9 protein-coding genes are annotated in these 8660 nt (G+C 43.4%); all 9 read left to right on the forward strand.

Features of this window, described 5'->3' with window-relative positions; genetic code table 11:
• Window positions 1-55: 55 nt before the first annotated feature.
• Window positions 56-3616, forward strand: a complete 3561-nt coding sequence (gene smc, locus LH47_RS00485) for a chromosome segregation protein SMC (protein WP_043963695.1) — start codon at window positions 56-58, stop codon at window positions 3614-3616.
• 6 nt (window positions 3617-3622) lie between these two features.
• A complete protein-coding gene (gene ftsY, locus LH47_RS00490) occupies window positions 3623-4621 on the forward strand; it encodes a signal recognition particle-docking protein FtsY (protein ID WP_043963697.1) in 999 nt (332 codons plus the stop codon).
• A 71-nt stretch (window positions 4622-4692) separates the two neighbouring features.
• Window positions 4693-5025: a putative DNA-binding protein gene (locus tag LH47_RS00495; RefSeq protein ID WP_042533855.1), complete on the forward strand. Its 333-nt coding sequence runs from the start codon at window positions 4693-4695 to the stop codon at window positions 5023-5025.
• 12 nt (window positions 5026-5037) lie between these two features.
• Complete coding sequence (ffh, locus tag LH47_RS00500; RefSeq protein ID WP_043963700.1) at window positions 5038-6378, forward strand: signal recognition particle protein; 1341 nt, start codon at window positions 5038-5040, stop codon at window positions 6376-6378.
• Between the two features lie 95 nt (window positions 6379-6473).
• A complete protein-coding gene (gene rpsP, locus LH47_RS00505; protein WP_004891099.1) occupies window positions 6474-6746 on the forward strand; it encodes a 30S ribosomal protein S16 in 273 nt (90 codons plus the stop codon).
• A gap of 3 nt (window positions 6747-6749) precedes the next feature.
• The gene (locus LH47_RS00510; protein WP_043963703.1) at window positions 6750-6977 is read left to right on the forward strand and encodes a KH domain-containing protein; all 228 of its coding nucleotides are present in this window, start codon (window positions 6750-6752) and stop codon (window positions 6975-6977) included.
• A gap of 48 nt (window positions 6978-7025) precedes the next feature.
• Entirely contained in the window at window positions 7026-7409 is a 384-nt protein-coding gene (locus tag LH47_RS00515; protein WP_043963705.1) for a YlqD family protein, read from the forward strand.
• A complete protein-coding gene (gene rimM, locus LH47_RS00520; RefSeq protein WP_326938895.1) occupies window positions 7409-7930 on the forward strand; it encodes a ribosome maturation factor RimM in 522 nt (173 codons plus the stop codon). The genes LH47_RS00515 and rimM overlap by 1 nt, the downstream gene beginning before the upstream one ends.
• A partial coding sequence (gene trmD / locus LH47_RS00525) for a tRNA (guanosine(37)-N1)-methyltransferase TrmD (RefSeq protein ID WP_019418397.1) occupies window positions 7927-8660 on the forward strand: 734 nt, incomplete at its 3' end. The genes rimM and trmD, both read left to right, overlap by 4 nt.

The raw sequence follows: 8660 nt of genomic DNA on the forward strand, positions 1-8660 counted from the left end.
GTGCGAAAGGACAGCCTTGCTTGTTGTTACATCTTTGAGATAAAGGGGGATACAAGTGTTCCTCAAACGATTAGAAGCTATCGGATTTAAATCTTTTGCAGATCGCATTTCAATCGATTTTGTTCCGGGTATGACGGCCATCGTCGGTCCGAACGGAAGTGGAAAAAGCAACATTACAGATGCGATTCGTTGGGTGCTTGGGGAGCAATCGGCAAAGTCTCTTCGCGGCGCAAAAATGGAAGACGTCATTTTTTCAGGAAGCGAATCGCGCAAACCGTTAAACGTTGCGGAAGTAACATTAACGCTTGATAATAGCGATCAATTTTTGCCACTTGAATACGAAGAAGTAAGTGTAACAAGACGTGTGTATCGCTCGGGGGATAGCGAATTTTTTATTAATAAACAGCCGTGTCGCTTAAAAGATATTGTCGATTTATTTATGGATTCAGGCGTTGGTCGTGAAGCGTTTTCGATCATTAGCCAAGGAAAAGTCGAAGAAATTTTAAGCAGTAAACCGGAAGACCGTCGCATGATTTTTGAAGATGCAGCCGGTGTGTTAAAATATAAAATGAGGAAAAAAAAGGCTGAACACAAGTTGAGCGAAACAGAAGATCATTTACAACGCGTGCAAGATATTTTACATGAGCTAAACCAACAACTAGAACCGTTGAAACAACAAGCGTCCATTGCGAAAGAATATATCGAGAAAAAAGAACAATTACAAACATACGAAGTCGGGCTAATCGTCTATGAAATTGAACAGCTACATGAAAAATGGGAAACGTTAAAAGAACAGCTCGCTATACATGAACAAAACGAGATCGAATTAGCAACGACGCTACAAAAAGAAGAAGCGCACATCGCTGAATTGCGCCATGAACTGACGGCGCTCGATGAGTCGATTGACGGCTTACAACAAGTGTTATTGCTTGTGAGCGAAGAGCTAGAAAAAATGGAAGGAAAAAAACAAGTATTAAAAGAGCGAAAAAACAACGCCCATAAGCAACAACACCAAATGGAACAAACGGTGTCCCAACTGGCTGAGCGCGAACGTGTACTGGAAGCGACCATTGCAGAAAAAAAGAAGTTGCTTCAACAGCTTCAAACAAATGTGCAAGCGCTTCAAGCCGAATTAAAAGAAAAAAACAACGTGCTTTCCGCTTACGGTCCGAAAGCAGAGGCAGAAATTGAACGGCTCAAAAGTGAATATATCGATCTCGTTCACGAGCAAGCGACGTTGAAAAATGAACGGACGCACATGGAAGCACAGTTGCAAAAAAACGAAGAGAAACAACGACAGCTGATTGCTGCAAACGACGAGCATATTCAGGCATACGAGCAAATCGCTCAACAATGGGAACAAAAGCAACAGCTTGTTCACAAATTACAACAGCTCATCGCCGAGCAAGAAGAAGCAGTAAAAACAAAAGAACAACAATTAGCGGCGCAAAAAGAACAATATCGCAAAAAAGAAGCGACGTTATATGAAGCGTACCAATACGTACAAAAAATGAAATCAAAAAAAGAAATGCTTGAAGCGATGCAGCAAGAATACGCTGGATTTTTCCAAGGTGTAAAAGAAGTATTAAAAGCAAAAGATCGCCTTCCAGGCATTCATGGGGCTGTCGTTGAACTGATGACGGTGCCGTCTGAGCTAGAGACGGCGATCGAAGTGGCGCTTGGCGGAGCAGCGCAACATATCGTCGTAGAGAACGAACAAAGCGCCCGCGAAGCCATTCAGTTTTTAAAACGACAGGCGTACGGACGAGCTACTTTTTTACCGCTCAACGTCATTCAAGGAAAATCGCTTCCTCCATCTGTGCGAGCGGATATGATGAAACATCCCGCGTATGTTGGCGTCGCTTCCGAATTAATTTCGTATGAAGCAACGTACGCGCAAGTGATGACAAACATTCTTGGAACGGTCATTATTACGCGTGACTTAAAAGGAGCGAATGAGCTTGCCCGCCAACTGCAATACCGCTATCGTTTCGTCACGCTTGACGGAGATGTTGTGAATCCTGGTGGGGCGATGACGGGAGGAACGGTAAACAAACAGACGAGTTCATTATTAAGCCGCACGCGTGAACTTGAAGAAGTGACAGCAAGTTTTCGCGAAATCGAACGAAAAACGATTGAACTCGAACAGCGCATCCAGCGTGAAAAAGAGGCGATCGTCCAAGCAGAACAGCAACGGGAACATCTTTATGCGGAACTAGAAGCAAACCGTATGGCGCTGCAAGAAGAAAAAAGCGCATGGACGGAACTAGACCTCCGGAAAAAACATATGGATGAGCGACTAGCTGTGTATCGCTATGAACGACAAACGCTTGAAGAAGAAAAACAACAGCTGACCGCCCGACTTCACGATGTTATGAAGCAGCTTAATGAGTTAGAGAAAAACATCGCTCATATTGACGAACAAGTACAGCAATGGACAGAAAAAAAACAGCTCGAACAACAATCAAAAGAACAAATGCAAGAACAGCTGACCGCTTTAAAAGTCGCGCTCGCAGAAAAGCAAGAACACGTAAGAAATGAAGAACAACATGTGCGTCGACTTGTCGAAGAATGGGAAGAAACGAAACGAACGCGCGCAAAAATGGAAGAGGAGCGGCATGAACTCATTCAGCATATGAACGAGCAAACGGAAGATGAACAACAGCTCGAACGAATATGTAAAGAAAAAACGAAACAAAAAGAAGAAACGATTCAACTGATCGCAAGTCGGCGTGAACAGCGACTACAATACCAAACGAAGCTTGAACAGCTCGAAAAAGAAATAAAAGAGCTGAAACGTCAACATAAACAGTTAACGGATACGTTAAAAGACGAAGAAGTGAAACTTGCACGTTTTGATATGGAGTTAGATCATTTGTTGAACCGACTTCGTGAAGAATATAAACTATCGTTTGAAGCGGCAAAAGAATCGTTCCCGCTTCACATCCCAGCGCAAGAAGCCCGAAAAAAAGTAAAGCTCATTCAACTGGCGATTGATGAGCTTGGGACGGTGAACCTTGGCGCCATTGAAGAATATGAACGTGTATTCGAGCGCCATCGCTTTTTAACGGAACAAAAAGAAGATTTACAACGCGCGAAAGATACACTTTATCAAGTAATTGACGAAATGGACGATGAAATGAAGCGAAGATTTGCGGCGACGTTTGAACAAATTCGTACCCAATTCGCGCGCGTGTTCGTCGAATTGTTTGGAGGAGGAAAAGCGGATTTAAAGCTGACCGATCCGAACGATTTACTTCATACAGGTGTCGATATCGTCGCACAGCCGCCGGGCAAAAAACTGCAACATTTAAGTTTATTATCAGGCGGTGAACGAGCCCTTACTGCGATTGCGCTTTTATTTGCTATTTTAAACGTTCGACCTGTTCCTTTTTGCGTGCTCGATGAAGTGGAAGCTGCACTAGATGAAGCAAACGTGCAACGATATGCGAAATATTTAAAGAAATTCAGCAACGAGACGCAATTTATCGTCATTACTCATCGAAAAGGAACGATGGAAGAAGCGGACGTATTGTACGGAGTAACGATGCAACAATCAGGCGTATCGAAACTTGTTTCAGTTCGATTGGAAGAAGCAGCTGGAAAGAAAGGATGAGAAACGGTGAGCTTTTTTAAAAAGTTAAAAGAAAAAATTGCAAAACAAGCGGATACAGTGACCGAAAAGTTTAAGCGCGGCTTAGAAAAAACGCGCGACTCTTTTGCAGGAAAAGTGAATGACTTAATTGCCCGCTACCGCAAAGTGGACGAAGAGTTTTTTGAAGAACTAGAAGAAATTTTAATTGCGTCAGACGTTGGTGTGGCAACGGTTATGGATTTCATTGATGAGTTGAAAATGGAAGTGAAGCGCCGCAACATTCAAGACCCGAAAGAAATGTATAGCGTCATTTCCGAAAAACTCATCGATATATATCAAGCGAGCGGCGATGAAACGACAGAATTAAACATTCAGCCAAACGGTTTAACGGTTATTTTATTTGTCGGTGTAAACGGCGTCGGAAAAACGACGACAATCGGAAAGCTCGCGTATAAATTAAAAAACGAAGGAAAAAAAGTGATGCTTGCGGCAGGCGATACGTTCCGTGCTGGTGCGATTGAACAGTTAGAAGTATGGGGAGAGCGAGTAGGCGTCGAAGTGATTAAACAGTCAGCAGGCTCCGATCCGGCTGCGGTGATGTACGATGCGATTCAAGCGGCGAGATCGCGCAACGTTGACATTTTGTTGTGCGATACAGCCGGTCGCTTGCAAAATAAAGTGAACTTAATGAAAGAGCTTGAAAAAGTGAAGCGCGTCATTGAACGTGAAGTGCCAGGTGCACCGCATGAAGTGTTGCTCGTGTTAGATGCAACAACGGGACAAAATGCGATGAGCCAAGCGAAAACGTTTAAAGAAGCAACGAATGTTACCGGTATTGTACTCACGAAACTTGACGGCACGGCCAAAGGCGGCATCGTGTTAGCGATCCGCCATGAGCTAAACATCCCGGTGAAGTTCGTCGGGTTAGGAGAGAAAATGGACGATTTAGAGCCGTTTCAAGCAGAACAATTCGTTTATGGACTATTTTCATCGTTTATGGAACGTGAAGAAGTGCAAGGAGAATAACTTGACAGCATCGGTTAAAACATATACACTAAAGTCATGTAAAGGCGTTTCACTTAACAGGGGGGAGTTTCATGCTAGAAAAAACAACGAGAATGAACTACTTATATGACTTTTACCAATCGTTGTTGACACCGAAGCAGCGGAACTATATGTCCCTTTATTACTTAGACGATTACTCCCTCGGTGAAATTGCCGAAGAGTACGAAGTGAGTCGTCAAGCTGTATACGATAACATTAAACGGACGGAAGCGATGCTAGAAGATTACGAGCAAAAGCTATTGCTGTTTCAAAAATTTCAACAGCGGCAAAAACTATTGCATTCGTTAAAAACGCATATTGCCGAACGCTATCCGAACGATGAAGAGCTGATAAAGCTCGTTGTGGAGTTGGAGAAATTAGAGTAGGGGGCGGTAACGATGGCATTTGAAGGATTGGCCGACCGTCTGCAACATGTCATGAATAAAATTCGTGGCAAAGGCAAAGTCACGGAAGCCGATGTAAAAGAAATGATGCGCGAAGTGCGGCTAGCGCTATTAGAAGCTGACGTCAATTTTAAAGTCGTCAAAGACTTTGTGAAAAAAGTAAGCGAGCGAGCTGTCGGACAAGAAGTGTTAAAAAGTTTGACCCCGGGACAGCAAGTCATTAAAGTCGTCAAAGAAGAATTGACGGAATTAATGGGAGGAGAAAATAGCAAAATTGCTGTCGCAAGTCGTCCGCCAACCGTCGTTATGATGGTCGGTTTGCAAGGGGCAGGAAAAACGACGACGACGGGGAAATTAGCGAACTTACTGCGCAAAAAACATAATCGCAAACCGTTGCTCGTCGCCGCTGACGTTTACCGTCCAGCGGCGATCAAACAGCTTGAAACGCTAGGTAAACAATTAAACATCCCTGTATTTTCGCTCGGTGATCAAGTAAGCCCAGTTGAAATCGCCAAGCAAGCGATCGCAAAAGCGAAAGAAGAACACCACGATTATGTGCTAATCGATACCGCAGGGCGACTGCACATCGACGAAGCGCTCATGGATGAATTAAAACAAATCAAAGAAGTGACGAAACCGGATGAAATTTTCCTCGTCGTCGATGCGATGACAGGACAAGATGCGGTAAACGTCGCGCAAAGCTTTAACGAACAGCTTGGCTTAACGGGCGTCATTTTGACAAAGCTCGATGGCGATACGCGCGGCGGAGCGGCATTGTCGATTAAAGCTGTCACAAATACGCCAATTAAATTCGTCGGTATGGGCGAAAAGCTCGATGCGCTTGAACCGTTTCATCCCGAGCGGATGGCATCGCGCATTTTAGGCATGGGCGACGTACTGACGCTCATTGAAAAAGCGCAAGCGGCCGTCGATGAAGAAAAAGCAAAAGAGCTCGAACAAAAAATGCGCACAGCCTCATTTACCCTTGACGACTTTTTAGAACAGCTTGGACAAGTGCGTAAACTTGGCCCGCTTGATGAAATTTTAAAAATGTTGCCGGGCGCGAACAAAGTGAAAGGGCTCAACAACTTACAAATTGATGAAAAACAAATTAGTCGCGTCGAAGCGATTATTCGCTCGATGACAAAAGAAGAAAAAATGAACCCAGACATCATTAACTCAAGCCGCAAAAAGCGAATCGCCAAAGGAAGCGGAACGACGGTTCAAGACGTCAACCGCTTGTTGAAACAGTTTGACGAAATGAAAAAAATGATGAAAATGATGACAACTATGCCAAAAGGGAAAAAGAAAGGGTTCCGTTTCCCGTTCATGTAAACAAAATGATAGTGTTAAGAAAAAACACTTTACAAACAAAACGTTTATTGCTAATATACTATCTTGTGTGAAATATTTTCGGAGGTGCTACAATTATGGCAGTAAAAATTCGTTTAAAACGTATGGGTGCAAAAAAATCACCATTTTATCGTATCGTTGTTGCAGACTCTCGTTCTCCACGTGACGGTCGTTTCATCGAAACAATCGGCACATACAACCCGTTAACAGAGCCTGCAGAAATTAAAATTAACGAAGAGCTTGCGTTAAAATGGTTACAAAACGGTGCGAAACCATCTGACACAGTGCGCAACTTGCTTTCAAAACAAGGAATTTTAGAAAAATTCCACAACTTAAAGTACGGAAAGTAATGTATGAAAACGTTGCTTGAGACGATTGTTCGGTCACTTGTCGATCATCCGGAATGCGTCGTCATTCGCGAAACGGAACAGCAACAATCGATCACATATTCGATTGCCCTTCATCACGAAGACGTTGGAAAAGTGATCGGAAAAAACGGACGAATCATTCAAGCGATTCGTACCGTTGTTCAAGCAGCAAACGAGTCGAATAAGCGAATAGACGTACGCATCGAAGAGTAAGGGAGAGGGAGATACCTCCCCTTTTTTCGTTCAGAAAGGCGGTGCGCCATGAAAATTATTCAAACGGTTGAAGTGAGACAACGATTGACAGAAAAAAGTAAGCAACAACTCATTCAACAATTGACGGCACAAAAGCGACAGCTTGAACAACAATGTGAGCAGCTTATTTTTGAACAAAAACGAATGGAAAAGCAAACATCATTTCCACCGAAACAAATTAAAGAAAAGTTTGAACGGGAAATGCAAGTTCGACGTCAAAAAATAGCGGAACTTGACTTCCTTCTCGAACAATTGCGCATATTACCGATAGGAAGCGAAATAAAAGAACGAGAGGTGCAGGGGATTGTCGACGTTCACATCGGTGATCGTTGGTCGCCTCAAAAAACGATTATTATTGAAGATGGAATTGTTGTTGACATACGCGAGGGGTGATCGTTGTGAAATGGTTTAATGTCGGAAAAATTGTCAATACGCACGGCATTCGCGGTGAAGTGCGCGTCATTTCACGCACAGATTTTGCGCAAGAACGGTATAAAATCGGAAATGCACTATATATTTTTATGGAAAACGAGCCACCAATTGAAGTGAAAGTGGCGAGCCATCGTGTTCATAAGTCGTTTGATTTATTGACGTTTGAAGGATATGACAACATCAATTTAGTTGAAAAATTCAAAGGCGCGATGATTAAAGTGCCAGAAAGCCAGCTTCAACCGCTTGACGAAGGAGAATATTATTTCCACGAAATTATCGGCTGCACAGTTGTGACCGAAGATGGTGAAACGATTGGGGAAGTAAAGGAAATTTTAACGCCAGGGGCGAACGATGTATGGGTCGTGAAACGGAAAAAAGGTGGAGATGTATTTATCCCTTATATTGCCGATGTCGTCAAACAAGTCGATGTCGAAAATAAAACGATTACCATTCATGTCATGGAAGGATTGCTTGACGAATGAAAATCGACGTGCTCACTTTATTTCCAACGATGTTTACTGGCGTGCTTCAAGAGTCAATTTTGAAACGAGCGCAAGAAAAAGGAGCGGTTACGTTTCAGCTCGTCAATTTCCGCGAGTTTGCCGATAATAAACACCAAACGGTAGACGACTATCCTTATGGCGGTGGAGCTGGGATGGTATTAAAACCACAACCGATTTTCGATGCGGTCGATCATTTAACGAAACAGAGCGAACATCGCCCGCGCATTATTTTACTTTGTCCACAAGGAGAACGGTACACACAAAAAAAGGCGGAGGAACTCGCCAAAGAACAACATTTAATTTTCATTTGCGGCCATTACGAAGGATATGATGAGCGCATTCGTGAGCATGTCGTAACGGATGAAATTTCAATAGGAGATTATGTATTAACAGGGGGAGAGTTGGCAGCGATGGTCGTTATCGATAGCGTCGTTCGCTTGCTCCCCGGCGTGCTCGGCAACGAACATTCCTCTGTCCTTGATTCATATAGCTCTGGCTTACTTGAACATCCGCATTATACGCGTCCTGCGGATTTTCGAGGCATGAAAGTACCAGACGTTCTTCTTTCTGGAAACCATCGTTTAATTGAAGAATGGCGTCAAAAAGAATCGTTGCGTCGTACGTGGTTGCGACGACCGGATTTACTTGAGACGTATGAACTAACAGAACAGCAAAAAAAATGGATTGAACAATGGGAAAAAAATGAGCG

Source organism: Anoxybacillus thermarum (assembly GCF_000836725.1).
Taxonomy (GTDB): Bacteria; Bacillota; Bacilli; order Bacillales; family Anoxybacillaceae; genus Anoxybacillus; species Anoxybacillus thermarum.